The 26,377-nt window shown below is 42.4% G+C and carries 24 protein-coding genes; 3 read left to right on the top strand and 21 right to left on the bottom strand.

The window, feature by feature from the left end:
- Window positions 1-192: 192 nt before the first annotated feature.
- Window positions 193-1,578 (bottom strand): DegQ family serine endoprotease, encoded by a 1,386-nt coding sequence (locus tag IPP74_07390; protein ID MBL0319097.1) that lies wholly within the window; start codon window positions 1,576-1,578, stop codon window positions 193-195.
- Window positions 1,579-1,701: 123 nt separating this feature from the next.
- Between IPP74_07390 and IPP74_07385 the strand changes: the two genes are divergently transcribed.
- The 3 genes from IPP74_07385 to hemH are packed head-to-tail and all read left to right on the top strand — an operon-like array spanning window position 1,702 to window position 4,947.
- Complete coding sequence (locus IPP74_07385) at window positions 1,702-2,478, top strand: hypothetical protein (protein MBL0319096.1); 777 nt, start codon at window positions 1,702-1,704, stop codon at window positions 2,476-2,478.
- Window positions 2,475-3,920 (top strand): deoxyribodipyrimidine photo-lyase, encoded by a 1,446-nt coding sequence (locus IPP74_07380; protein ID MBL0319095.1) that lies wholly within the window; start codon window positions 2,475-2,477, stop codon window positions 3,918-3,920. The genes IPP74_07385 and IPP74_07380 overlap by 4 nt, the downstream gene beginning before the upstream one ends.
- Window position 3,921: 1 nt before the next feature.
- Window positions 3,922-4,947, top strand: a complete 1,026-nt coding sequence (gene hemH, locus IPP74_07375) for a ferrochelatase (protein MBL0319094.1) — start codon at window positions 3,922-3,924, stop codon at window positions 4,945-4,947.
- 8 nt (window positions 4,948-4,955) lie between these two features.
- Here hemH and IPP74_07370 read toward each other — a convergent pair whose 3' ends face one another.
- The 20 genes from IPP74_07370 to IPP74_07275 all read right to left on the bottom strand — a co-directional run bounded on the left by IPP74_07370 (window position 4,956) and on the right by IPP74_07275 (window position 26,251).
- Entirely contained in the window at window positions 4,956-5,099 is a 144-nt protein-coding gene (locus tag IPP74_07370; protein MBL0319093.1) for a hypothetical protein, read from the bottom strand.
- An 853-nt stretch (window positions 5,100-5,952) separates the two neighbouring features.
- Window positions 5,953-6,180, bottom strand: coding sequence for a hypothetical protein (locus IPP74_07365; GenBank protein ID MBL0319092.1), 228 nt, complete (start codon window positions 6,178-6,180; stop codon window positions 5,953-5,955).
- On the bottom strand, window positions 6,155-6,691 hold the full coding sequence (locus IPP74_07360) for a hypothetical protein (protein ID MBL0319091.1): 537 nt from the start codon (window positions 6,689-6,691) through the stop codon (window positions 6,155-6,157). Before IPP74_07360 ends, IPP74_07365 begins: the two co-directional genes overlap by 26 nt.
- 9 nt (window positions 6,692-6,700) lie before the next feature.
- Window positions 6,701-7,003 (bottom strand): immunity 53 family protein, encoded by a 303-nt coding sequence (locus tag IPP74_07355; protein ID MBL0319090.1) that lies wholly within the window; start codon window positions 7,001-7,003, stop codon window positions 6,701-6,703.
- A 90-nt stretch (window positions 7,004-7,093) separates the two neighbouring features.
- Window positions 7,094-7,615 carry a DUF4265 domain-containing protein gene (locus IPP74_07350; protein ID MBL0319089.1) on the bottom strand — a complete coding sequence of 174 codons (522 nt, stop codon included), beginning with the start codon at window positions 7,613-7,615 and terminating at the stop codon, window positions 7,094-7,096.
- Complete coding sequence (locus tag IPP74_07345) at window positions 7,612-8,244, bottom strand: hypothetical protein (GenBank protein ID MBL0319088.1); 633 nt, start codon at window positions 8,242-8,244, stop codon at window positions 7,612-7,614. The genes IPP74_07350 and IPP74_07345 overlap by 4 nt, the downstream gene beginning before the upstream one ends.
- A 9-nt stretch (window positions 8,245-8,253) precedes the next feature.
- The gene (locus tag IPP74_07340) at window positions 8,254-8,799 is read right to left on the bottom strand and encodes a hypothetical protein (GenBank protein ID MBL0319087.1); all 546 of its coding nucleotides are present in this window, start codon (window positions 8,797-8,799) and stop codon (window positions 8,254-8,256) included.
- Between the two features lie 64 nt (window positions 8,800-8,863).
- The gene (locus IPP74_07335; protein ID MBL0319086.1) at window positions 8,864-9,151 is read right to left on the bottom strand and encodes a hypothetical protein; all 288 of its coding nucleotides are present in this window, start codon (window positions 9,149-9,151) and stop codon (window positions 8,864-8,866) included.
- 697 nt (window positions 9,152-9,848) lie between these two features.
- Window positions 9,849-10,196 (bottom strand): hypothetical protein, encoded by a 348-nt coding sequence (locus IPP74_07330; GenBank protein ID MBL0319085.1) that lies wholly within the window; start codon window positions 10,194-10,196, stop codon window positions 9,849-9,851.
- Complete coding sequence (locus tag IPP74_07325; GenBank protein ID MBL0319084.1) at window positions 10,193-11,038, bottom strand: hypothetical protein; 846 nt, start codon at window positions 11,036-11,038, stop codon at window positions 10,193-10,195. The genes IPP74_07330 and IPP74_07325 overlap by 4 nt, the downstream gene beginning before the upstream one ends.
- Before the next feature lie 249 nt (window positions 11,039-11,287).
- Entirely contained in the window at window positions 11,288-11,977 is a 690-nt protein-coding gene (locus IPP74_07320; protein MBL0319083.1) for a hypothetical protein, read from the bottom strand.
- Between the two features lie 18 nt (window positions 11,978-11,995).
- Window positions 11,996-14,293, bottom strand: coding sequence for a DUF637 domain-containing protein (locus IPP74_07315; GenBank protein ID MBL0319082.1), 2,298 nt, complete (start codon window positions 14,291-14,293; stop codon window positions 11,996-11,998).
- Window positions 14,294-14,453: 160 nt separating this feature from the next.
- Window positions 14,454-14,714 (bottom strand): transposase, encoded by a 261-nt coding sequence (locus IPP74_07310; protein ID MBL0319081.1) that lies wholly within the window; start codon window positions 14,712-14,714, stop codon window positions 14,454-14,456.
- 33 nt (window positions 14,715-14,747) lie between these two features.
- Entirely contained in the window at window positions 14,748-15,074 is a 327-nt protein-coding gene (locus tag IPP74_07305; GenBank protein ID MBL0319080.1) for a hypothetical protein, read from the bottom strand.
- Window positions 15,075-15,082: 8 nt separating this feature from the next.
- Complete coding sequence (locus IPP74_07300; protein ID MBL0319079.1) at window positions 15,083-16,417, bottom strand: DUF637 domain-containing protein; 1,335 nt, start codon at window positions 16,415-16,417, stop codon at window positions 15,083-15,085.
- A 319-nt stretch (window positions 16,418-16,736) separates the two neighbouring features.
- On the bottom strand, window positions 16,737-17,093 hold the full coding sequence (locus IPP74_07295) for a hypothetical protein (GenBank protein MBL0319078.1): 357 nt from the start codon (window positions 17,091-17,093) through the stop codon (window positions 16,737-16,739).
- 105 nt (window positions 17,094-17,198) lie between these two features.
- A complete protein-coding gene (locus IPP74_07290; GenBank protein MBL0319077.1) occupies window positions 17,199-17,492 on the bottom strand; it encodes a hypothetical protein in 294 nt (97 codons plus the stop codon).
- Window positions 17,493-17,499: 7 nt separating this feature from the next.
- On the bottom strand, window positions 17,500-22,998 hold the full coding sequence (locus IPP74_07285) for a DUF637 domain-containing protein (GenBank protein MBL0319076.1): 5,499 nt from the start codon (window positions 22,996-22,998) through the stop codon (window positions 17,500-17,502).
- Between the two features lie 420 nt (window positions 22,999-23,418).
- Complete coding sequence (locus tag IPP74_07280) at window positions 23,419-24,498, bottom strand: hypothetical protein (protein MBL0319075.1); 1,080 nt, start codon at window positions 24,496-24,498, stop codon at window positions 23,419-23,421.
- Window positions 24,499-24,571: 73 nt separating this feature from the next.
- Window positions 24,572-26,251, bottom strand: a complete 1,680-nt coding sequence (locus IPP74_07275; GenBank protein ID MBL0319074.1) for a ShlB/FhaC/HecB family hemolysin secretion/activation protein — start codon at window positions 26,249-26,251, stop codon at window positions 24,572-24,574.
- Between the last annotated feature and the right edge of the window lie 126 nt (window positions 26,252-26,377).

Below are 26,377 nucleotides of genomic sequence, written 5' to 3'. Positions count from 1 at the left end.
GCACCAACAGCACCATTCTAGCTCACTGATTGCACACTCTAGTTTTCAGACAACAGTCACTCAATCAATGCGTCTGCTGTTGCTTCTGCGGAGTAAAAAAGATTTCCTGACTGGAAGGATCACAACTCGCTAACAGTAATAACAATCCAAGACACAGGATTATTTTCTTTGAAACCATACATCACCTCAAGACTATTTAACTACAATATACAGTGCGGCATCGCCTCTGCGCAAGTGCATTAATATACCATTTTTAGAACCTTTAACAATTTTGATTAAATCGTCAACGGTAGAAATAGGCTGTTTATTAACAGCAAGAATAACATCGTCTTCACGAATGCCTGCATTCCAGGCAGAACTTTCCTTTTTCACCTCAACCACCACAACTCCTTTTTTCAATTCGCTGTAAAGAGGATGGATTGAAGAAAGCGGCGAAAATTTAGCGCCATCTAACGCAGGAATTGATTTAGCAACTTCCACTTCTTTCTTGGCAACCGGACGTTTTTCGATTTTGATTTTAAACGCTTTTGGTTGACCATCACGCAATACTTCAATTTCAGCAACAGATCCAATCGGCGTAAATCCAACCATATTTTTTAATTCAGATGACCCGTTGACTGCTTTGCCATTGAATTTAGTGACGACATCGCCTGCTTTAATACCAGCCTTTCCTGCAGGGCTTCCTTCTACCACTTTGGCAACAAGCGCACCTTCATTTGCCTTGATATTTAACGCATCCGCTAAATCGGACGTCACATCCTGGATATGGATACCCAGCTGGCCTCTTTGAATTGATCCCTTATCAAGCAATTGCTGCATCACCTGTTTAACCATATTGATCGGAATAGAAAATCCGATACCAATATTCCCGCCATTTGGCGCAAGAATAGCGGTATTAATACCCACCAATTCACCCTTAAGGTTAATCAGTGCACCACCCGAATTACCCGGATTAATGGAAGCATCGGTTTGAATAAAATCTTCGTAACCTTCAATGCCAAGCCCTGTGCGTCCCAATGCGCTGACAATACCTGACGTTACGGTATGACCCAATCCAAACGGATTGCCAATAGCCAAAGCAAAGTCGCCTACAGATAGAGCATCCGAATTACCGATTTTGATTTCCGTTAGATCGCTTGCCGTTATTTGCAACATAGCAATATCGGTTTCTTCATCGGAGCCAATTAATTTAGCTTTTATTTTGCGTTTATCTTTCAGCACGACAAAAATCTGGTCTGCATCTTTGATCACGTGATGATTGGTAATCACATATCCCTTTGCAGCATTAATGATGACTCCAGAACCAATACTTTGTGTGCGGCGCTCTTTAGGAAGAGTATCCAAATCATAATCTTTGAGGAAATAACGAAAAAGCGGATCATCCAGTAATGGATTATCTTTTTGAACAACCATGCCGGACGTCGAAATATTCACAATCGCAGGCAATACTGTTTTTAACATGGGTGCCAGTGATGGTGTTTCTTTATCAATGACAGCCACTGGGATCGCGGCTTGAGCCACTGAGGCAAACATAACCAGTATACTCAAAGAGATACTTGCAGCTAACGTACGAAACATGATACTAACTCCTGACTGAAACACCTGGTGAATTATATGCCTATCCCGTGATCTATGCAAGTAGCCTTGCAAAAGGGACACATCGCTCTATAATGCACATTGAATTATTCACGAACCGTTAAAATGTCGCCATTATCCACACCGCCGTTAAAAATAATTGGCCATCGAGGAAACAAAAACCTGGAAAACGCGCTGCCGAGCTTTGAAGAAGCATTGCAACATGGCGCCAAAGGAATTGAATTTGATATCCAACTCAGTTCTGATCTAGTGCCTGTAGTGATTCACGATGAAACGCTCGATAGAACCACCACAGGGTTTGGAACTGTTTCCCATTATCCTTATTCTCAACTCCAAGACCTGAGGTTAAAAGACATCCATCAGCAGAAGACAACGCACGCCATTCCTACATTAAAGCAGGTGTTAGAATTGTGTGCCCGCTGGACTACATGGATCCCTGACCTATGGATAAATGTCGAAATTAAAGATCCCAGAGCAACCATCCCCGTCCTCTCATTAATAGATTGTTTTATCCATAGCGGTTCGTTAAAGGAACATCATGTTGTTCTTTCTTCATTTGATCATCACGTGCTCTATCGCGTTCGCAAGGAAAATCCATCGTTGCCACTAGGAATTCTGTTTGAAGATGAACAGCTCCATGCCATTGCAGCACTTGTGAAGGATTTGAAACCTGTGTCTCTGCATTTCAATCAGTATCAAATGAAAACCCCTCACGCCCAATCGCTACGGGGGAAGATTCCTTTTGTTGCATGGTTTGCAAAAGAGCCTCTTTTTCCCGAGAATCTGACGATGCTTGAAGATAGTGTCCATTACGGAGCCCTTACCCTTATTACCAATCACCCAGCCGAAGTCGTCAATCATCGTGTAAAGGTCAAACCATGACTAAACAGCCTATTCATATTGCATGGTTCCGCCGCGATTTGCGCATCAGTGACAATGCTGCATTGACGCATGCCCTTAATCAAAAAATTCCAGTAGTTGCCCTTTATATCTTCGACGAAGCCGCGCCTATACGTCCCTTAGGAGGTGCGAGTAAATGGTGGCTACATCATAGCCTTTTATCTTTGGAATCGTCTCTGAAAACATTGGGTATTCCACTTTTGCTAAAAAATGGACGTGCCGATCATATTTTTAAGGAACTCATCGATGATTATGCGGTTACGAGCGTCACGTGGCAATTTCATCATGATCCAGGGATGCGTCTCAGAGATAAACAGGTAGCCGACTACTTACAGCAGCAAGGAATTCAAGCACAGATATTTCCTGGAAATACCTTATGGGATCCGGCTACCATTCTAACCAAACAAAAACACCCTTATGCCGTATTTACCCCTTTCTGGCATACATGCACGGCACAAGACCAGCCTCAATTTCCCCTCTCTGTTCCCGAAGCCCAAACACATACTATTGTCTTATCACATAGTGATCGGTTAGACGATTGGGCACTGGTTCCTTCCTCTCCTGATTGGGCTTGTGGGATAAAGACAATGTGGAATGTCGGCGAATCTGCTGCTCTTGCGCATGTGAAACACTTTATCTCTACAGCATTAAGCCATTATCATACGAATCGTGACATTCCTGGGATACAGGGCACCTCCCTCCTTTCACCGCACCTGCATTTTGGAGAAATAAGCGTTAATCAGGCCTGGCATGCCGTGCAGACAAACAGCATCTTACATCCTGACAATAAGCTTGGGGCAGATTGCTTTCTCAGAGAATTAGGCTGGCGTGAGTTTTGCGCTTATCTTTTATATCATCACCCACACCTTCTTGAGCAACCCTTCCAGAGAGGCTTTCAAACATTTCCCTGGAAAGACGACCCAGTAGCGTTTCGCGCTTGGAGCAGAGGGCTAACGGGTTATCCGATTGTCGACGCGGGGATGCGTCAATTATGGCAAACCGGCTGGATGCACAACCGCGTCAGAATGATCGTTGGTTCTTTTTTAACCAAGCATTTATTATTGCCCTGGCAACAAGGTGAAGCGTGGTTTTTTGATACGCTAGTAGATGCCGATCTTGCCAGTAATATCGGCGGGTGGCAATGGATTGCCGGTTGTGGCGCAGATGCGGCCCCCTATTTTCGTATTTTTAATCCGCAGTTACAAAGTGAACGATTTGATCCTCAGGGAACCTATATTAAAGCCTATCTCCCAGAACTTGCCAATCTCCCCGCCCCGTGGATTCATAAACCATGGGAAACTCCAGAATCGATTCTTAGACAAGCCGGAATAGAACTTGGAAAAACCTATCCACCACCTATAATAGAGCACTCCAAAGCACGGGATCGAGCAATGGCAGCCTATCAACAAATGAAACGGAGTTAACATGCACAATCAAAAACACGGTGTTTTGCTTATTAATCTTGGCTCTCCTGCTAATCCATCTCCGCAGGCCGTCAAGGCATACCTGGATCAGTTTTTGATGGATCCGTACGTTATCACTCTTCCTTACTTACTGCGCTGCTTGCTGGTAAAAGGCATCATCCTCAACACAAGACCTAAAAAATCGGCTGCCAACTATCAAAAGATATGGACTGACCAGGGTTCTCCACTTGTGGCAATCACCCAAACATTGACGAATGCCGTACAACACCAAGTTAATGTTCCTGTTTATATGGCCATGAGATATGGCGAACCCTCTATCCAGCAGTCGCTTACGCGCTTGATCGAAGAGGATCAATGCAGCCATATCCATGCTATTGCTCTTTATCCGCAATATGCCGAATCGACAACCTTAACCGCAAAGACAGAAGTGGAAAGGATCATCCATACATTTTATCCCACGGTCCATATTTCTTTCAAAGCTCCCTTTTACAATGACCCCCATTATCTGGAAGCCATGACAGAATCATCAAAACACTATTTCGATGAGCCTTATGACCATGTACTGTTTAGTTTCCACGGCTTGCCGGTTCAGCATCTCGTAAAAGCTGACCCATCCCACGCACATTGCCTGAAACAAGCCAATTGTTGTGATATGCCCAACATCGCCCATGAAACCTGCTACCGCCACCAATCACTGGCAACCGTAAAATCACTTGTAGCCAACCTTGGTATTCCGCCTCATAAATACAGCACCGCCTTTCAGTCACGGCTGGGAAAAGCAAAATGGCTTGAACCATACACATCAGAAACAATCAAACAATTAGCCAATAACGGGATTAAACGTTTACTGGTCATGTGTCCGGCCTTTGTTGCCGATTGTCTGGAAACAATCGAAGAAATGGGAATGCAGAATCGTGATATTTTTATCGAGCATGGAGGCAAAGAACTTGTGTTGATCCCATGCCTGAATGATCACCCCTCCTGGGTTAAGACGATTACGGGCTGGATTCAACACATTGAAAAATAGAATGATACCTATCTCTGCTGATCTACTATTCCTCTAAAACTTTCTATCAAAATCTCTAATTTAGTTGGATCACCGGTAGCATCAAATACTTGATCTTTAATGATAAATGTGTACCAGTCTGTTTCAGAGGGTTCAAAAGTTTTGCGGTCAATACTTAGATTTTCTAAGTTCGTATTGAGGTGCTCCCAATTGTTGTACCAGTTAGAAGTAGAGTCTTGAGTTCTTTATAACTGTTTTTTTCTTTGAAACAATCGACACCGCATTGGGAATGGCAGAATTGTGGTGTTTGTATCGAGCATGGATGGCCCCTCCTTTTAAAATTCCCGTCCCCCCGCAAACTGGGGAACCAATGTTCATTTAAACATTCATCTCTGATCCTCCCATTTAAACTTTCTGTAAAACCAATTCTCTGAAGGCTTTCCAGGACGGATATAGTGCCATTTGATCCCATGACTCTGCACATTAACACCCCTTTCCTGTATGTTGTCCCATTATCACTGATGATTGCCCGGGCTTCCCCCCTTTTTCCCACCGCCCCGTTTTCCCCCCCCCCCCGGGGGCCCCCCATCGCCCCGATTGCAACAAGGTTAAGGCATTGGCGGCTATAGTGATCCATAATCCCAGGATCGGAATCTTCTGCCATCTGCTAAAAGCACCACAAAAAAACCACGGCCCCACCCTCCGCCATCGGCGAGAGCATGGCAGGGAACGCGGCTCCCCAATGCGGTTTCCCCCCCTGGACGTTTAACAGATAAATTTTCCTCTCGGTATAATCGGTAAACTTTCTATCAAATAACCAACCTTCTCCAATAAAATAGCCAAACCGACGGGAACCCCAAAACCGCCACCGCCCCCCCGCAAATTTCTTCGGCGCCCCCCCCCCCCCCCCCCCCCTCCTTTTCCCGCGGGGGGGGGGGGGGGGGCAAACCCCAAAGCCCCCCCACGCGCCGCTCTGTAAAACCCTTTCGTTTGGCAGATATCTTCTCCCAACCAACGCCAGGGGCGTTACCCCTTTTTGACAGGGCTTCCTTCAATATCGCTTTGTCTTAATTCAGCCTCGCTAAAAGTCAACCAGACGGTTCTCTTCATCAACGCCTTCTCAGCGGGTTCGTTCCAAAGTTTTGCGGCATAAATCTCCTGGGGGTTTTTTCCCCCTTTTTTTCCCGTTTTTTCTTTGGGGGCCCCCCCTTTTTTTGGCTCAATTTTCTTAAGTTGTCGTATCAACAAGATCAATTTGAAGTCTCCAGCCTGGGTTATCTAGCGTGCTAATTTTAATCTGATTTTCATGTTCCCAATCTCCATTGCAGTGAGAAGCATACCAAGACATTAACCAATTGAGAGATTGACTAGGTTCTATATGTTCACTTTCCTTTTTATTCTTTCTATCGAATAACTCACAAAATCTTAATAAGAGAAATTCTAATTTCAAGGAATCTCCAGATGCTCTATAAAGATTATTTTTTATTTCATAAAAGAACCAATCTTGTTTGGTTTCAATTAGGCTAGGGACAGGAGTTAACTTCCCATCATTATAATAGTAGAGAACATCCTCCTCTATAGAATTATCTTGTTGCTCTCCTTCGTCGGTTACCCCTTCCAATGCGGTGCCTAATAAATTTATTGTAATGAACCAGCCGGGATTATCTACCGTATCTATAAATATTCTAATGGTTTCTTCGCTTTTAGAAAAACAATTGAATTGATACCATTCTATAAGCCATGTCAAAATATTATGTGCTTTCATTTTTTTGTCCTAAGTATACTTTTCTACTAATTCCTTAAACATATTCAATAGAAAAGATAATTTGGAGGGATCTGCTCTACCTTTGAATAAATTATTTTCTATTTTTATATAAAACCAATCAGTTTCCGACGTACTAAGCTCAGATAACTCATAAATTACTCCATCTAAACATGTCTTCTCCAAATCAATATCAACTCTCCAGCCTGGATTACTTAATGTTCCGATACTAATGCTGTGTTCATGTTCCCAATCTCCGTTACAGTGTGATTGATACCATTTCATGAGCCATTCTAGTGCACTATCAGTTTTCATTAAATTTCCCATCATTTAAAGCGATTATTATTAATTATTTCGCAAGCATCCGCTAAAGCCAGCCTGTTCTACCTATGTATTTTACTTGGATTAATTCACAATTTCCTTATTATGGTGCTCTGAGATTAGTGATTCTTGAAAATCGATTAGACCATTATTTTCTAATTCAGCAAGGTAAGTCCTTACCGCAAGAAATGATACATCGATAGGAATATCAACCGTTGTCAAATGTTTATACATTTCTGCCATTTCCAGTTCACATCCTAAAGCCCTTAATTTAGATAAAACATCTTCAATAATGGTTGTTTCAAGAAAAATAATTCTAACCGTACTATGTTGTGATCGCTTAACGAGTTTTACAAAAAAAAGGGAGCCTTCTTTTTCTTCAGCTTCAATAAGATCTTTATATGCCAGTAAAGGAATGAAGAAAGGAATATTATCAACCCGATAGATAGCCTTTTTCGTCATTGCGTTAGTATTATATTTATCATCTGCAGTTACTTCGTCAACAAGAGTTGCCCAAATTCTTTCTGTCCCAACGGGTGGCCATCCATCTTCATCGATTTCTAACTCAAATATTATTCTAAAAGAACCATCACTTCCTGGGATCATAAATTAATTAGCTCCTTTTTTACGATTACTCTAAAACTTTCTATCAGAATCTCTAACTTACTTGGATCTCCAGCTGCATCGAATTTTTTATCTTTAATAATAAAGGTATACCAGTCTGTTTCCGAGGTTTCATAAGTCTGGCGATCAATGCTTAGATTTTCTAGCTTTGTTTCTGCAAGATCAATCCTAACTCTCCAGCCTGGATTATCTATGGTATTTATTGTGACCCCATACATATGTTCCCAATTTCCATTACAGTGAGAAGCATACCAAGACATTAACCAATTGATATTTTTATCAGGAGATGTGCCTTCCTCTTTTAGGTTACTATTATATTTTTGAAATATTTCCATAAATCTTAATAAAAGAAATTCTAATTTCAAGGGATCTCCAACTGCGTCATAAATACTGTTTCTAATTTTATAAACATACCAATTATCATCGGAATTATTAATATCTGATTCTTTAAGAATGACGGCTTCCAAGCATGTACCTTTGACATCGATATTTATCCCCCACCCTGGATTATCTAGGGTATCTATGGAAATAAGATTTTGAGAAGATATTTCGATGTCTTTATGAATTTTATAAAAATTAATAAGCCATTTAAGTATACTCACTGTTATCATTGAATTTACCTATGGTTTGAAACGAGAATTATTTGGTAATTCATTCGCATTTGGTGAACGCACACCTCCAGGTATAGTTTTGCCCTGCATATGTGGAGTTGGTACACGCACTTCGGTAACTTTGTTATAATGACTTTTTCCTGCCGTCCCATCAGGCTGCCCCCCATCAAATTTAATGATTGGATTAGAATGTCCGGTCTTCGTTTTTTCATAGGTTGTATATTGATACACGTTTTTATCCTTATCATATGAAAATGAAGAATAAGGCCCTTCTGGTTTAGATTCCTGATTATTAATATCCGGTTTAACATCTTTTACAGAATTGCCGACTGATTCATTTACCTTCTTAGCTCCATTTACACTCGCTAAGACCTTATTACCGACACGAACAAGCCTAGTAGAGCCGGCTGGCAAAAACGGTACCGCCAGCGCAACCGAATCAGATGCTAAATCAAAATACCCCTCTTTAACAAGTCCATCATCATCAACAAAATACCCATACCCAATCTTAACACCATCCGCTGCTACGAACAAGCTATCCCAAATGGCATCCAAGGCATTATTTTCGGCAGCGTTACTGGCGATGCTGGGGCCGGAATTAATATTATCTGCATTTTAATTATGATCTAGATTTCGTAATATCTTCTATTAGGGCCTGCAATTTTTCAATTTCATCTAATAAAAAAGGTATATCCTGTCTAGCATGAGCCATAAAATCTTGGTCTGCAGCTGTAGCACCTATTATTTCTATATCATCCCCACGATTCTTTCCTGCTCCAATCATAATGAAATTAGAACCACTTTCATGATCCCTATCTTCAATATAAGATTTCCAAGGTCCTTGTGAAGCTGCGTTACATCTTTTTCGGATTTCAGATAATTCTTTTTCTAAAATGTGATTAACCATAATTTATCTAACATTGGGGTTGCGTACAGTAGGCGTCATTAGCTCTGAAGCTTTTTCTGGGATTATACCTGAAAGAGTAGCATGATTAGGATTTTTAGGTGTGGGTGACGATATAACATTTCCTCCAGCATCACGAATAGTTGGTTATAGCCCCCTCCAATACCCCATTGGTTCTAAACTTTCTAATATACATGCACCTAGACTTAGGTAGGGTTTATCAACTTTAATTATCGCAATCGGTTTAAGATTTAGGATAGCTGATTCTGGGATTCAGCATGAGGAGAGGAGTATTGTCATTATTAATAAGACAATTTTTAATAGTATTCTAGGCATTGAACTATTCATATATTTCATCAAATTCTACGACTACTGAAGATTCATCATCCAAAATCTGCTTAGGCTTTTTATATTGAAAGATATGGCCATTTTTAAAATAATATTCTGGATAAGGGGCAATGCTCTCACCTAAATTAGCTTTACAGATTTCACATTCTATTTTTTAGTTTTTCTTGTAGGGCTGGCCCCCGATAAACTCTTCTTGATTCAGAAACCGCATATATATGACCACATTTTAAACATGAAATAAGACTATGACCTCTATTATCTTCTGGATAGCTTAGAAATAACTCATTAGGGTTATTTCTCTGCCAATTAATAATTTTCCAACATCTTACGAGTGACTTTTGCATAGGAGATCCTAATGACTATTTTCATAGGAATTTTCAGTAGATTGAATCAATACAAATTCAAACATTAAATTCTTACTAACATCAGGAAGGTCAAAGAATTTATTTGATGCATCTATTGAATATTTAATAAAATCACTAAATGCATTATTTTTATAAATTGAAGAAAAATCTGCAATAAAATTCATATCAGGAATTCGGAAACTATTATAGATCTTAAATCCCTCTATTCCTAATATTCCAATTTCATGAACTTGACAAAAATTCAATAGTTTTAAACTGTCATCTATGTCAAAAAATGGAATTTCCTTCCACCAAATGGTGGGTAATTTATATTCATGTAAAATATTCTTAATCATTTGTTCCAAGGCGCTTTCCAGTCTGGTTTGTTTCTATCGGATATTTGAACGATCTGTCCCGTAACATTATTTTTTACAACATATGATCCATCTTTTCCGATATATCCTGTAGCAGGATCATTTAAACGCTTACCGATTGTTGGGTCAAATCTAGTATCCATCGCTTCAACAGTGTTTAGTGGATTTAAAATCGTATCATCTATAAGTTTCTCGTTCCATCCTCTTTCAATCATTTGATCTAATATTTTGGGTTCTATTACGGTTTTTACTCCCAATATTTCTTCCGCTGCCTTAGATGCGGTACCTGCTACAACATTCTCAGGAGCAAATACTGGACCAAGATAAACTGCTCCAAAACCAATAATAGCACGCAATTGATCTGGCGTAAATTGATCATAAAGCCAGTTACCCGCTGCGTCTCTTTTAGCTCCCACATACGTATACAACGTATCAATCTGCTCATCACCCAAAGCATTTCTTAATCCAGCATCCATTTTCTCAACGGTGAAGTTTGCTCCTTTCTTTGCAACACCTCCGAGAGAAACTAAGGCATCTTTCATCCATTTCGGAGTAATCTCAACGAGATACCCATTCACCAATTCATTGCCTTCATTCATCCCTTTGCCAACACTATCAAGGAACTCACCTGCAAAGGTGCTTTTCGACAACAGCAAGTTGAAATTAATTGCCTGTAGTGCTGTTGCATTAGATATCTGTATTGAACTTGCATCCCCACCACTTAAGAAAGCGACACCTAAAGCACTAAACTGGCCGATGGTTGCGCTTTGATCTAAGGTGAAACCAGCTTGATGAGCCGCGTCGCCTACACCTTCTCCAATCACAGCACCTAGTGCACCTGCGCCACACTTGCCACCAAGACCCAAACCTGTGGCGCAGCCAATAGCGCCGTGTAATACCAAATGCGATACAGGATCTACGTAACCGAGTTCCCATAGGGCGCCAACATACTGAGTAGCTTGTTCACCTAAGGAAGTGCTTACGCTGCCTAGTAATACTGGTTTGAAACGAGAATTATTTGGTAATTCAAATGCTCAGCTCCAGCGGTACCATCAGGTTTTCCTCCATCAAATTTAATTCTGCTGATCTACTATTACTCTAAAACTTTCTATCAAAATCTCTAATTTAGTTGGATCACCGGTAGCATCAAATACTTGATCTTTAATGATAAATGTGTACCAGTCTGTTTCTGAGGTTTCATAGGTCTGGCGGTTAATGCTCAAATCTTCTAAATTCGTGCCAACAAGATCAATTTGGACTCTCCAACCTGGGTTATCTAAGGTACTTATTTTGACACCATACATATGCTCCCAATCTCCATTGCAGTGAGAAGCGTACCACGACATTAACCAATTGAGGGATTGACTAGGTTCCATATGTTCAATTTTCCTATTATTCTTTCTATCGAATAACTCACAAAAGCTTAACAAGAGAAATTCTAACTTCAAAGAATCGCCAGATGCTCTATAAAGATCATTCTTTATTTCATAAAACAACCAATCTTGTTTGGTTTCAATTAGGCTAGGGACAGGAGTTAACTTCCCATCATTATAATAGTAGAGAACATCCTCCTCTATAGAATTATCTTGTTGTTCTCCTTCGTCGCTTACCCCTTCCAATGCAGTGCCTAATAAATTTATCGTAATGAACCAGCCAGGATTATCAACGGTATAAATATCTATAATATTTTTATGTTTGTAATCTCCATTATAATGAGAATCATACCAACACATTAACCATTTCAGAATATTATCTACTTTCATTATATTGCCTTTTATCATTTATTTAAAACGGGAATTATTTGGTAGTTCATTAGCATTAGGATGCCTGACTCCGCCAGGTATGGTTTTTCCTTGCATATGTGGGGTAGGTATAGGTTGTTTTGTTATTTTATTAATATGCGGCATTCCCTGACTTCCATTAGGTTTTCCTCCATCAAATTTAATGATTGGATTAGAATGTCCCGTTTTCGTTTTTTCATAGGTTGTATATTGATACACGTTTTTATCCTTATCATATTTAAATGAAGAATAAGGCCCTTCTGGTTTAGATTCCTGATTATTAATATCCGGTTTAACATCTTTTATAGAATTGCCGACTGATTCATTTACTTTCTTAGCTCCATTTACACTCGCTAAGACCTTATCACCGACACGAACAAGCCTAGTAGAGCCAGCTGGCAAAAACGGCACCGCCAGTGCAAGCGAATCAGATGCTAAATCAAAATACCCCTCTTTAACAAGTCCATCATCATCAACAAAATACCCATACCCAATCTTAACACCATCCGCTGCTACGAACAAGCTATCCCAAATGGCATCCAAGGCATTATTTTCGGCAGCGTTACTGGCGATGCTGGAGCCGGAATTAATATTATCCGCATTGCCTCCCGCTACGAAAGCGGCGATGGCTCCGGCTACGGAAGCCAGTTGGGTGCCATTATTTTGGATAATATCCGTTTCTTCTTTGCTGATTCCGCTTTGCAATTCATAGCCTAAGTAGGCTTCAGCTATTAATTCGCCTGTGACCCCACTTAATGCGCCGATACCACAATTACTTCCAAGAGCCGTAGCATAACCACAGCCAAGTGCAGCATGGGCTAATAATTGGGTGGCTTTTGATATATCACCCGCCTTATAAGCATCACCAATTTCATTGGCAGCGACAGCACCGATAGACATAACTATCGCACCAATAGCAGCTTTATCATAACCAGCAAATAAACTATCGCCATTAATGGTATTTGTAACGGTCTGTTTGACTGCAGAGTCCACTAAGTTATAGCTAAGCTTCTGGGTAAACGTTGTGCCTGGAACATTACTCAGGTCAAAATGGTTGCTGATACCCCCGGTGATGCCTGCGCTTACCACACTGATCGCTAATTGTTTTAAATTAGCCGACGATCCCATATCTTCAAGCGCACCAAGAATGTTGCCCTTATTATTGATCAATGCAATGCTGGCTTGCGTTACTAGAGTGCTGAAGGCGGCATTTGCCATAAGCCCTGATACGGAACTTCCTGCAGCACCAATCAAGGTAGCGCCCGTTCCACCCGTTGCCGCAGCGACCGCAATGGCAATCACCGCAGCGGCAGGTGCCGAAAGTCCGGTGGTTTTGTGGTACCATTCCTGATAAACGGGATCGACCTTTTCCCAGGCTACGTTATTTTGTTGCTGGAGTTGGCCGAGCCATTCAAGGCCGGGTTCTTGTTTGAGGCGGTCGACTGATTCGGTTAAGGTCTCACCGCTTTGACCTTCATACTGCACGGCGAATGAATTCGCACTAAGGTTTACAGTACCGGCCTGAAGCTTGGTTTGCTTCACCGTTTCAATATGATGGCCTTGGTCAATCATGGTGGTCATGATGCCGTTATCTTTGGATGATTGGATGCTGAGATAATCGACATCCTTTTCTGCGCCAAATAAAAGTGTGTTGGCGCTGAGGTTGATCTCATCATTGGCTGTTAGATTGCTGCTTGCGATATAGATGGTATCGGCTGCACTAGCGTTGATGGTGTGACCGGCTGTGAGGATGGAAGGCTTGTTGGTAAGCAGTTCCTTTTCTGCATGGATAAACGATCCACCCATGAAACCACCACCACCACTTTTTCCATCATAGACACTGTGATAATAATCGGCTGCGGAGGTGATGTTTAGGTTATTGGCATCCAGGTTCATATCATGACCCGCATCCAGCACACTGCCGCTGATGGTGATATTGCCACCACCATCTATGCTAGCGTTTGGAGACAACGCACTCAGGATCAGATCATTGCCGGTCGTGAGCTCTGAGCCAATGCGCTGGATCGAATCACTGGTGGAGGTGCTTTTATGGTATTTGCCTTCGGTGTGGCGGATTAAATCGGTGGTGCCGATGATGATGTCGCCTCCTGTTGAGGTTAAGGTGGCGTTATGACCTGCGTTTAATATACCGCCTTGGAAAACGATGTCTTTGTTTGCTGTCAGGGTAACATCATTGCCGGCGGTAATAGTGCCTTGATGTTGCAGGGTTTGGAAAGTGCTCTTGCCATATTGGCTGTCGGTAATAGAGGCGCTGTTGATGATGGTTTCTGCTGTCATCGATAGGTTATTGCCAGCTCCTAACGTTCCGCCTTCATTGACAACAGCTTATGACGGTGGGTGCTGCGAGCAAATCCTAATAGCCTGCAAACGCGACGCTCTGATAAACCTTTCGTTTGGCAGATATCTTCTACCAACAAACGCCGAAATGCAGGCTTTATCACTTTTTTGACAGGGCTTCCTTCAATATCGCTTTGTCTAATTCAGCCTCAGCTAAAAGCTTCTTCAAACGACGGTTCTCTTCATCAAGCGCCTTCAATCTGCTTGCTTCCGATACACCAAGCCCACCGTACTTCGATTTCCATTTATAAAATGTTGCTGAACTTATCCCATATTTCCGGCATAAATCTCCTGTTCCAGTACCGCTTTCATGCTCGTGAAGTATGCGAATGATTTGATCTTCCGTGTAACGCTTTTTCATAGTCTGCTCCTTTTAGGTTAAAGTTAACAGACTCTACTTTTTTTGTGGACGAATTTGGGGAGAGCACGTCAGTTCCCAAATATCAATTGTTCTCCATGGACCATTTTCCCATTCCTTATTTTCCATTGGAAGACAAGCGTTTACTCTACATGGTAACACAGGTGGTCCAGGTACGAGAATCTGATCAACATATCTTGGTGATAAAAGGACAAATTCAATATCTTTATCGGTGCTATAAACAAAACTAGGTATAGGATTCTCTAATCGTATAAGCAATTTATTTTCAATTTGAGATATAACTACACATCTATGTTCATGTTTATATGAACGATGCTCCGTAGATTTAATAGAAAATTGCATAATCTCAATTAAAATTTAGGGTTAACTCCAAAAACACCATCTATTTTAATCTGTGTTTCTGCATTAGGTATTAGTAATTCACTCAGACCTCCAACGTTTCCATCAAGAGGAAGGGCTTGCCTTATTGTTATCCCTGTTGAATCCGTAATGGTTCCTTCCAAAACAAATCGCCCGGTGTTAAGATCCGGTAATCCAGCTAAGTTCCTGTAATCAATTATACCGGCTGGGTCGACAGTTGTCCAGGATTGCCCTAAAGGAATATTATTTTCACCATATACTCGGTATATCTTTGTACCAGCAGAAATACTTTCTGAGCCTAATTCTAGGCTACTTTCTGCATTAACAAGTGTACCAATAATTCCTTTTGCACCCTTCGTTCCATCCAAGATGAATCTAGGCCCATAAGTAGAAGCAAACATACGGACTGCTTCTAATTGGTTCGGTGTAAATTGATCGTAGAGCCAGTTACCTGCTGCGTCTTTTTTAGCTCCCACGTAGGTATACAGCGCATCTATCTGTTCATCACCAAACATGAGACGTAAGCCTAAATCACCGCTACCTATGGTATATTCAGCACCATCAGCAAACATTCCATAAGCTTCTTTGATTGATTTCGGCGTATTCTTAGCAATAAGATTGCCCGTCAATTCTTTCCCTTCTGAAAAATTCTTACCTACTTCGTCAAGGAACTCACCGGCAAATGTGCTTTTCGACAGCAGCAAGTTGAAATTAATTGCCTGTAGTGCTGTTGCATTAGATATCTGTATTGAACTTGCATCCCCACCACTTAAGAAAGCGACACCTAAAGCACTAAACTGGCCGATGGTTGCGCTTTGATCTAAGGTGAAACCAGCTTGATGAGCCGCGTCGCCTACACCTTCTCCAATCACAGCACCTAGTGCACCTGCGCCACACTTGCCACCAAGACCCACACCTGTGGCGCAGCCAATAGCGCCGTGTAATACCAAATGCGATACAGGATCTACGTAGCCGAGTTCCCATAGGGCGCCAACATACTGAGTAGCTTGTTCACCTAAGGAAGTGCTTACGCTTCCTAGTAATACATTACCCAGACCGTGTGTTAATCCATTGCCATTGACAACGTTGCTGACGGTATTATTGATGGCGGATGTGGTGATGTTATAGTTTAGTTTATCAACAAGCGAGGTACCTGCTGCTTGCGTTAAACCAAATTGGTTAACAGCAGCCTGGCTAATTTCTGCACTCACCACACTGATCGCTAATTGTTTTAAATTAGCCGACGATCCCATATCTTCAAGCGCACCAAGAATATTGCCCTTATTATTGATCAATAACATTTGAGGTCTGAATAGTTTTAGCATCCATGCCCAAACCAAAAACAACCGCTAGTGAAGTATATTGTCCAAAGTCCGAGCTGGTTGATTGACTCAACCCTGCATTAAAAGCTAACTACGCGGATGTTTCGCTCACAACTGCTCCTAATGCACCTGCCCCGCAATCTTTGGATAAAACGTATCCGGTTCGACATCCAATAATCCCATGCGCTCCTATATGTGTCAATGGGTCAATCATATCATTGTGATAATGTCCTCCAATATATTCCGTTGATTCTTGGCCTACTGAGTTTGCCAAACCAATTAATAATGAATGGTCCATCCCTAATAAGATACCATTAATAATCTAATACTCATATATTTGATCCAATTCTAATAATATAGAAGATTCATTCTCCGGTATTCTTATCAATTTTATATATTTAAAAACTTGACCATTTTTAAAATAAAATTCTGGATAAGGCGCTGTGCTTTCTCCTAATTTAGCTTTACATGTTATGCATTCGATTTCTTTTAGTTTTTCTTCAAGGGAAGGCCCTCTATAAACCATGTGTGCAACAGAAACAGCATAAACATGCCCACATTGCAAACAAGAAATAAGATCATGACCGTAATTGTCTTCTGGGTAGGTTATTAATAATTCATGAGGGCTATTATTCTGCCAATCAATTATTTTCCAACATCTTACACGTGATTTCTTCATGGTCTTTTTACAATAAATTTTGTCGGATTAAATATCATTTCAGTAAAACCATTTTCATTCGCGCATGATAGGTTAAAGGCGTTCGAAATCGCCACGCCTTTGACATTAACAAAGATCAATAGCTTTCCAAATTCCGCCAGTTCCATGATACATTTCAACTGAGAGCATGTAGTGCCTGTCTTCTGATAAATCAGTAAAATACCACTCTATGTAATCGGGCCAAGGGCCCTCATTCGAAATATCTAATATTTTAGTGTTTGTAGCAAATTCGGCTTCTTTAGGGCAGTAATGGGATAATTCACCAGAAATTACAGCTTCTTTTAATCTTAAGAAAAAGGTCTTGAATTCTGCGAGACTTTTTATATCCGTGTCAGCCCATGTTGTATTCGGATTTCTCATATATATCTCAGTTCTTTATTATCCAAGAAGGATCAACATTCTTTATAAACACTTGACTCCCTCCCCCAATTTGTGCACCTCCCTGAGATGCAACAGTCCCTTTATAAATTACCTGTCCTGATGGAATTTTAACAGTTGTTACTTGAGTAGCAGTATTTCCCCATTCTGGTTTTAGAGCAAGATCAATTTGTGACTGTAAAGGGCCTGCAGGAGGAATGTCTGTCCAAAATTGTCCTATCTCACCGACACTCCCCCCAGAAACTCTATATAGTAACACGGGTTCTTCTAAAAGAATCTTAGAATAAGTACCACCTGAAAATGTGTCAGCAATCGCATTAGGAAGGGGGCCAGGATTGATTGGGCTATACTTTACCGCAGTCTCTGTAGCACCCACTACAGCCTTTTCCGGTGCAAATACTGGACCAAGATAAACTGCTCCAAAACCAATAATAGCACGCAATTGATCTGGCGTAAATTGATCATAAAGCCAGTTACCCGCTGCGTCTCTTTTAGCTCCCACATACGTATACAACGTATCAATCTGCTCATCACCCAAAGCATTTCTTAATCCAGCATCCATTTTCTCAACCGTGAAGTTTGCTCCTTTCTTTGCAACACCTCCGAGAGAAACTAAGGCATCTTTCATCCATTTCGGAGTAATCTCAACGAGATACCCATTCACCAATTCATTGCCTTCATTCATCCCTTTGCCAACACTATCAACGAACTCACCTGCAAAGGTGCTTTTCGATAACAGCAAGTTGAAATTAATTGCCTGTAGTGCTGTTGCATTAGATATCTGTATTGAACTTGCATCCCCACCACTTAAGAAAGCGACACCTAAAGCACTAAACTGGCCGATGGTTGCGCTTTGATCTAAGGTGAAACCAGCTTGATGAGCCGCGTCGCCTACACCCTCTCCAATCACAGCACCTAGTGCACCTGCGCCACACTTGCCACCAAGACCCAAACCTGTGGCGCAGCCAATAGCGCCGTGTAATACCAAATGCGATACAGGATCTACGTAACCGAGTTCCCATAGGGCGCCAACATACTGAGTAGCTTGTTCACCTAAGGAAGTGCTTACGCTGCCTAGTAATACATTACCCAGACCGTGTATTAATCCATTGCCATTGACAACGTTGCTGACGGTATTATTGATGGCGGATGTGGTGATGTTATAGTTTAGTTTATCAACAAGCGAGGTACCTGCTGCTTGCGTTAAACCAAATTGGTTAACAGCAGCTTGGCTAATTCCTGCACTCACCACACTGATCGCTAATTGTTTTAAATTAGCCGACGATCCCATATCCTCAAGCGCACCGAGTATGTTGCCATGATTGTTAATTAAGGCAATGCTTGCTTGCGTGACTAATGTACTAAAGGCCGCATCCGCTATACCTGCGCTAATCGTTCCAGGTACGGCTCCGATTAAGCCTGCCCCTGTACCACCCGTTGCCGCAGCTACCGCAATGGCAATCACCGCAGCGGCAGGTGCCGAAAGTCCGGTGGTTTTGTGGTACCATTCCTGATAAACGGGATCGACCTTTTCCCAGGCGACGTTATTTTGTTGCTGGAGTTGACCGAGCCATTCAAGACCTGGTTCTTGTTTGAGGCGGTCGACTGATTCGGTTAAGGTCTCACCGCTTTGGCCTTCATACTGCACGGCGAATGAATTAGCGTTGAGGTTTACGGTCCCTGCTTGCAGTTTGGTTTGCTTCACCGTTTCAATATGATGGCCTTGGTCAATCATGGTGGTCATGATGCCGTTGTCTTTTGATGACTGGATGCTGAGATAATCGACATCCTTTTCTGCACCAAATAAAAGTGTGTTGGCGTTGAGGTTGATCTCATCATTGGCTGTTAGATTACTGCTTGCGATATACATGGTATCGGCAGCATGGGCGTTGATGGTGTGACCGGCTGTGAGGATGGAAGGCTTGTTGGTAAGCAGTTCCTTTTCAGCATGGATAAATGAACCACCCATGAAACCGCCACCGCCGCTTTTGCCATCATACACGCTGTGATAATAATCGGCTGCGGAGGTGATGTTTAGGTTATTGGCATCGAGGCTAATATCATGACCAGCATCCAGCACACTGCCGCTGATGGTGATATTGCCACCACCATCTATGCTAGCGTTTGGAGACAACGCACTCAGGATAAGATCATTACCGGTAGAAAGCTGTGAGCCAATGCGCTGGATCGAATCACTGGTGGAAGTACTTTTATGGTATTTGCCTTCGGTGTGGCGGATCAAATCGACGGTGCCGATGATGATGTCGCCTCCTGTTGAGGTTAAGGTGGCGTTGTGGCCAGCGTTTAATATACCGCCTTGGAAAACGATATCCTTGTTTGCTTTTAGGCTTACATCATTGCCGGCGGTGATGGTGCCTTGATGTTGCAGGGTTTGGAAGGTGCTCTTGCCGTATTGGCTGTCGGTGATGAACGCGCTGTTGATGATCGATTCTGCTGTCATCGATAGGTTATTGCCAGCTCCTAACGTTCCGCCTTCATTGACAACAGCACCACTGGCGGTGATCACCATATTTTGTTTAGCACGGATGCTGCCTTGATTGATAATACTGGTGCCGTTGAAATTGACGTTATTGCCGGCAATTATCGAACCATTGTTGGTGTTGGTGTTAGTGAACGTTTGTACGGTGCTTTGGGCTAGATATAGATGTGGCACTAGAACTTGTTTTCCGTTTACGGTTTCTTGCACTAACCAAATGATATCTTTGTTTAGCAGCGATAATTGTGAATCCGTGGGCGCAAGTCCTACGCTTAGATTTAAATCATCTTTGACCGACAGGGCGTTGTCGTACAGGTGCTTCATCTGCGCAGTTTCATCGGTGAGGCCTGGGATGAGGAAACGGGTTCCTAAAGCTTTCAACATCTCTTCGCGGATCAGATGCGTTTCAAAAAACGCATCGCCTAGTATTAAGAGGTGTTGTTCTAACTGATAACCAAGCTGGGTGAGTAAATAATTGGAGCCTACATAGTTATCGTTATTCACGAATGGAATGTTGGTTTGGATAAGGTAGGGAGAATTGGGATTGCTGGATGGGCCAAATAGACCACTGGCGCTGATGCCGGTGATGGGCAGGACGCTTGAGATTTGATCGATCTCAGGATTAATCACGACTGCGCTTGTGGGCAGAGACGTGAGGTTATTGATGAGCGTGCCACCCGCAGTAAGATTACCTCCCGCTTCAATGGTGCTTGCGATATGGCCGGATTGAAAAGCGAGGTCGAATGTATCCATCGGTGCAACCACACCGCCTATATAATCATAATCGCCCGTCAGGGGATTATAGAGATGGGGTAAGCAGCCTGAGGTGGTGCAGGTGTAGCGGATGATGCTGTTTAAGCTCATGCCGGTATTGATGATATTCGTATCACCTAAATCTACATTGCCGCTGGCGCTGATGGCGCTGGTGCTTTGTTCAAGCGTATCGCTATCGATGGTCAGGTTTTGGCCTGATATTATCTCTCCGGCTTTTTGGGTGAAGTTTTCAGATTCGGTAATGATTTGCCGTGCAACGCCTGGAGGAAGATTGGGATCGGCTTGCCAGCTGCTGTTATTATCCACCATGAATTTAATGCCGTCTTCATAGGGTGCGGCGTTGAATATCAGCCATTGATTGTCGCTGCCGGTATGCGCCAGCATATCATCATTGCCGTGGCCGTAGCGTATGTCGAAATAATCAGTATCGGCTGCGGTTTGGGTTATATTGGTTCCGCCTGCGCGTTCGTTGATGATGGTATCTGCTTTGAGTACCATGGAACCAGCAGATTCTATCAGGCCGCTTTGGTTATTAAGCAACACCATGCGACCGCCAGCAATCCCATCCAGTACTACGTTCCCTATGGTTGTGAGAATATAGGCTTGGTTATTGAGGAGCGTATTGCCGACATGGAGGGCTAGATTGTTAGTGGCATAGACTACGCCTTGGTTTGTGAGGTTGTTGGTCGCCTGAATATCCGCATCTTCATCGGAAGCGATCATGCCGGTAGTTTGATTGAGGATGTTATAGGCGCTGATGGAAAGGGTGGAAAGCGTTGAGAGTTCACCGCTATTGGTAAATAAGCCACCCACACTTAAATCCATATTACCGATAGAAGAAATAGTGGAGTTGTTATTGGTCCAATCGCCCAAAGCAGTTTGGTTCATTATTTCGGCAAGGATGGTGCTGGTATTGATGAGTGTGTCCGTTCCTGATTCCCAATCGATGGATTGTGCGCGCAGATCGCTGTTAGTAACGGTTAGCTTTTCTCCGGCGAGCATATTTAACTCTGCTTCCAGACCGGTGGTGGATACATCATGAACGATAATATCTTTGCTGGCATTGATGGTGATGATGTTAGCGGTGGTATAAGCAAAACCAGTTTGTGCACCAGAGCCATCCACAGTAATGGAATCATCCGACTGCGCATTTACATTATCCTCAGCATAGAGATAGGTACCGCCTACATTCATCGCTCCATGTGCATGCAGATTTACCGATTGGCCTGCTATTTTACCGGTATGGGTGATAGAGCCGTTATTGCTGGTGATGTTCACATTGCCGGTTGCGTGGGCAGTACCGGCATGCATAATCGCACCATCAGCGGTGATTTCTAAATCGCCATTATTGGCTTCCATGATGCCGCTTGTATTCACCCCCACCCCAGCTTCGGTGCTGATGAGGTGGATTTTTCCGGCATACATGCCACCCAGTTCGGAAGAATCAACGGCTACCGTTGGCTTATCGGCAGATGAGCCTGGCAATAAGGTAATCCCCCGTGTGTTATAATCCACCTGGTTGCGACCGGCAATTACATGGATGCTGTCGCCACCATAAATGGCTGCGCGGATATCAGCAGCGCGCGATAGGATATCAAGGGCGCTGGTTTGGCTGGCATTTAAACCAGCACCTTCCACCGTCACGGTTCCTTTTTCAACGTTGATGTGGTCTAAGCCACCTCCAGCATTAAGTGATGGCGTACCGGTTGTTAGCGTCACTCGTGGTGTATGGATGAATCCACACCCGTTACAGCTAATCCCATTAGGATTAGCGACAACATACTCCGCTTGCGCACCCAATATCTCTGTCGGTCCTTGCAACGAGGAGGCATTGGTTCCCGTTACTTCGTTGATGATCATGCGTGCTTCATTGCCAGTCGATAGGTGACCATTACCCACAACAATGCTACCAATCGTTGAAACTCCAGAGCTCGCAGAGTTATTAACAATCAACCCCTCACTGCCTACTTGTAATTCTCCAAGCTTGTTGTGGGAAACTCCCCCCGCATTGGGTGTAACAATATTTTCTACTGGTGTATGATTGAGCGATTCAGATACGGTAGGCTGGTTAGCAATCGGCGCTGTTATATCGGGTGTAATAATAGTTTGTGCATAGGCAAGAGAGCCAATCACAGGCTGAATTACCAGGATTACCGACAGCGTCATGACAAGAACATGATGCAGTTTCCTTAGCACATTTTCCCTCATAATTCCCATAGATATACCTGCAAAAATTGATCGCCGTTACGATAATGAAGGCGCTTGTATATCCTGCATTAAACTATAAAACAAGCAGTAATTTCAATTTATGGTTGTGAACTTGTGATACTTGCTTTGGTGTAGCTATTGGGCAACACATGTAAAATTTCTTTTTAGGAATGTCTCTGCAATGGTAAGCGTCCGCTAAAGCCGGATCATCGGAATAATTTGGCTAGTCTATTCTTGGTATTAAACGAACAGGTGGCCCTAATATCTGGTTTAAACGAATCAAGGATTGATGATAAAATCCGAGAAAAAACCGGAAGAACACGTGGAAAAGCAGCAAGAATCTTCGAAGGAAATCTACGCTAATTGAGGATAATTAGTCTTTCAAGCGGACTCCACCAGGCGCTTACGCAGCGAACCTGTTGTTTTGTGCTATAGCACCAATTCTTCCGCCGGAAATGTCAAACCAAGACTATCCCAAAAATGAGTCACATCATTAACAACACGTTCGGCCTTAGCTTTAATTGCGTTGTCAAACGAATGTATTTCACCCACCTTGAAAGGCTCTGGCTCTAAATCGAGATTGAAATTTTGGAATAACGTCTTAACAGCATGTTCCATAGGCTCTTTGCCAAATGGCACCAGCATTACACCTGCATGACGTGGAATACCTTCCAGTGCCATCTTGAAATGGAACCTTTTCCAATAACCTAGAAGCACATCGATATATTCCATATCTTGCACGACTTTCTCATCTTCTCCCCAATGGATCCAGTCATCATATGCCCAGCGTTCAATAGCGCTGCGAATAATAAACTTTTTATTTTCAGGCATACCACCACTTTTTTCTAAAACGGAGCCTATCATGCCTAAAGGATGGCGCAGGGTAATAATATACTCAGAATTTGCTTCGCATAATTCTTGAATCAATGGATAATTATACACGACCTTGGTAAACTTCTTTGGCACCACAATGCCGCCTTTATAAGCAAGCTTTCCGTATTTTGTGTAATACATTTCGACCATCGTCAAATATTCGGCAAGCTGCAGCAACCCATGAGTATGGACGTTGGCTTTATTTTTAAATTCAAGTGTCGCCAAATGCGGAAACCCATCATGCGCCAACGCATTCTGAACTTTCTTATAATCAATTTGCGCAGCACGAAAAAGCTGTTTGGTCAAATATGTTCCACCTGTTCGTGGAATACCGACAATAAAAATAAAACGGAAGCGGCTAATGCTTTTTATGGTTTCCGGACGCCCTGTTAACATTTCTTTAAAAAACCGGTAGGAACGAACCACGAGTTTTTTGCCGACTTCATTGGAAAGCACAAATTTTGCTTTTTCCTGAATATCACCAAATCTTCCATCGTTGGTTGCCAGGCCTTCTTCTTCCTGAGCATACCACTCACCAGCATGGTAGTCCGTACCTGTCAATGTGGCATGCAGAAATTCAATAAATGCCGGTGATGCAGGTATTTCATGATCGGTGAGTGTTAACGTTAATCCCATACCAATTCCTTAAAGGATTTATACAAAAAAGGAGTGGCTAACCACTCCTTTTTCAAACATATTTAAATCAAGGTTAGAATGTCTGACCAAGCTGAAAGTAGAAGCTATCGTCATCCACTTCATTTGAATGATAGCCACCAAGCGGGTGGGCCCAATCAACACGAGCAAAAGTCTCACCAAATCTAAACAGTGATGCTCTGGCTTCAGCACCCAAACCAGCGCTGTAAAGATGATCATCAAGCGCCGAACCTTGAACACGGTTCAAGACACCAGCCATATCAAAGAATGGACCTGCACGAAGTAATAATTTTGGATGAACGCGGAAATCATGATCATATTCAAATGTCACTTGGTAACCATTTTCACCTGATTCCTGAGCTGGCTCAAAACCTCTCACATTACCATAACCACCAATCACAAACATATCAGAGGAAAGCAATGTATTCGTAGAAAGCTGACCCGTTCCCACAAATTTGAAGGTACCGTTATCCCATGGACGATAATTGACCAATAATAATGGTTCAAAACGCAACGCTTCAGGCTCACCAAGCGCACGGCTATTCAGCGGATCTCCTTTGGAACTTGCACCAAATGCATCAAGACCTTTAGACAAGGTTGCCGAAGCATACCATACCGTTTTCTCAAGACGAGCCAAATAGGTTGTATTTAAATAGACTCTATCAATGTTATCATCGGTATCAAGTATACCTGCTAAATATGATTTATGCTCGCGCGACTCTAATCCAACGCGTCCCACAATTTTTTGAGGGATCGTATCAACAAAGGCACTGGAGAGCGCTACGTTAAAGGCATGTGTTTTACCTGATGCGTCAAGAGCCGCAAGCCTGTCACCAATATCATTCGTGCTGGCAAGGTAAGATGTTTCAAGTATCACATTTCGAATTCCAATAGGAGTCTCAAGGCCTATTTTACCACTCGTAAGCTGTTCGTTTGATTGACGAATATCAGCAGTGAATCTTTCTCCCAGCTTCAGCAAATTGCTTTTTTCTAGATGCAATGTACCCACGATATCGCCGGTTAACTCAGAGCCATAATTATCAATGGTTACGCGCTGCACATCTTCTTTTTCACGACGCAATGCAACATGCAGATCTGTTGTTTTGAATTCACTTCCCGGCTGCAGATTAAGTGTCGCACCAACGTTATTGAGGCTATTGATATCACTGATCATCGATTCCAGTGTTTTTTCTTTGACAATCTCACCAGGAGAAACACGTTTAGCCATTTGCTCAGGGATACGATGCCTTACAACATTGTCGGGATCATCAATAATCACATTACCAACCTCAGCTTCATACACATTGACTTTAAGGGTACCATTCTGAACTTTTTGAGGAGGGGTCGTTACTTTAACGAGGATATAACCTTTGTCATAATAGACTTTGGTCAATTTATATTTTAATTCTGCCAGTTCACCTTTAGTGATCACACGATGAAGATAGGGCTCAGCTATTTCTTGGAGCACGTGGTCAGAAATCTTGGTGTTACCTTCAAAGCTAACCGCGTCAAACTTTGCCAGTTTTGCATTAGGATCCTGAACAGATTTAGGAGTAATCTCTTTGTTGACTGGTGACTGTTGTGCATCATCTAACGAGGATCCTCTAGGAACCCCAACATCCGGCACTTGACGATCAATAACACCAGCAGAATAATTTGCCGCGAATGCGCCAAATGGCATCGCAGCAGTAACCATAAGTGGAAGAAGAAAACGGTAATTTTTATTTATGTTCATAATGGGCACCCCTTGTATATAAAATAGCTTTTAAAAAACCCCATACTCAATCGTGCTTTCCTTTATATCGCTAAGCAAGCGGAAATCTTTTCCCCTTCCAAGATTTGTTGTTTTATCTCTAAAAAC

It is taken from the genome of Alphaproteobacteria bacterium (assembly GCA_016722515.1).
GTDB lineage: Bacteria > Pseudomonadota > Alphaproteobacteria > Rickettsiales > JADKJE01 > JADKJE01.
The sequence above is the reverse complement of the archived record's forward strand: the minus strand, read 5'-3'. Positions and strand labels throughout refer to the sequence as shown.